The sequence below is a fragment of the Streptomyces sp. NPDC003038 genome, from assembly GCF_040611115.1.
Classification (GTDB): domain Bacteria; phylum Actinomycetota; class Actinomycetes; order Streptomycetales; family Streptomycetaceae; genus Streptomyces.
The window spans coordinates 1-1,675 of the sequence record NZ_JBEXNN010000110.1 but is presented as its reverse complement, the minus strand read 5'-3'; the positions used below and the strand labels follow the sequence as shown (position 1 = coordinate 1,675).

General features: G+C 70.6%; 1 protein-coding gene. It reads left to right on the top strand.

The window, feature by feature from the left end; translation table 11 throughout:
- Window positions 1–1,675, top strand: a 1,675-nt coding sequence (locus tag ABZX75_RS34290) for a condensation domain-containing protein (protein WP_355418154.1), incomplete at both ends; no start/stop codon positions are given.

Below are 1,675 nucleotides of genomic sequence, written 5' to 3'. Positions count from 1 at the left end.
AGTCCTCGGCGTCGAGCGGGTCGGCGTCCACGACAACTTCTTCGACCTCGGCGGCGACTCCATCCTCTCCATCCAAGTCATCTCACGCGCCCGCCGAGCACTGGGTACCAGCCTGTCACCACGGCTGCTCTTCGAGGCTCCGACGGTCGCCCAGCTCGCGGAAGCCGTGGTGCCGCAGGGGGCCCAGGAGTCCGCCGAGAACCATGGGATTCCGGTGATCCCGCGCGACGGCCTGCTGCCGATGTCCTTCGGCCAGCAGCGCCTGTGGTTCCTGGAGGACTTCAACGAGGGCAGCACCGAGTACCACTCCGCTGCCGGTCTGCGCCTGACCGGCCCGCTCGACGCAAGCGCCCTGCGCGCGGCGGTCGGCGACCTGGTGGCACGGCACGAGTCCCTGCGGACGACGTTCGACGTGGTCGGCGACCGGGGGGTGCAGATCGTCCACCCGGTCCTCGCGCCGCAGTGGCGGACGGCCGAAGCGGCGGATGAGGAGCAGCTGCGGGAGCTGGCCCAGGACGAGCTGGCCCGTCCGTACGACCTCAGGAACGGCCCGCTCGTGCGCGTTCTGCTCGTACGGCTGGCGGACGACGCGCACGTGTGCGTCCTCGGGATGCACCACATCGTGACGGACGGCTGGTCCATGGGCGTCGTGGCCCGGGAGCTGGGCGAGTTGTACGCGGCCCGCGTCACGGGCCGGCCGGCCGAACTGGCCGACGCACCCGTGCAGTACGCGGACTTCGCGGCCTGGCAGCGCGAGCGGCTGGAGGACGGCGGACTGCTGGAGCAGCAGCTCGGCTGGTGGCGTGAGCGCCTCGCGGGCATCTCGCCGCTCGAACTGCCCACCGACCGGCCCCGTCCGTCGGTGCGCTCCTCGAAGGGAGCGGTCCACGGCTTCGACCTGCCGCCGGCCACGGTCAACGGACTGAAAACCCTGGCGCACGAGCGGGGTGCGACGCTCTTCATGGCGTTGACGGCGGCCGTCAAGGCGGTCTTCGCCCGCTACACCGGGCAGCAGGACATCGCAGTCGGCACCGCCTCGGCGGGACGCGGCCACAGCGACCTGGAGCAGCTCGTCGGCTTTCTGGTCAACACGGTGGTGCTGCGCTCGCACGTCGAGCCCGGGATGAGCTACGGCGCGCTCCTGGGCCAGGTGAAGGAGACGGTCCTCGATGCCTTCGCGCACGAGGAAGTGCCGTACGAGCGCCTGGTGGAAGCGTTGCAGCCGGAGCGGGACACCAGCCGTACGCCGCTCATCCAGGCGATGGTCGTGCTCCAGAACGCACCGGGCATGCAACCGGACCTGGGTGAGGTGAGGGTCGGTGACTACCGGCTGGAGCGTGACACCGCGCTGTTCGACCTCACCATCGAGTTCGAGGAGCACGCGGGCGGTCTGCGCGCCCTGGTCGAGTACAGCACCGAGCTGTTCGACGCGTCGACGATCGCACGCTTCGGCGAGCACCTGAAGGTGCTGCTGGGCGGGATCGTCGCGGATCCGGAGCAGCCGGTGGCCGCCCTTCCGCTCCTGGCGCCGGGGGAGTTCGAGCGTGTGGTGCGTGAGTGGAACGAGACGGGTGGGGTTGGGGTTCCGGAGGGGACGGTTCACGGGCTGGTGGCCGAGCGGGCGGCTGTGATGCCGGATGCGGTGGCGGTTTCGTTTGCCGGTGGGTCTTTGACG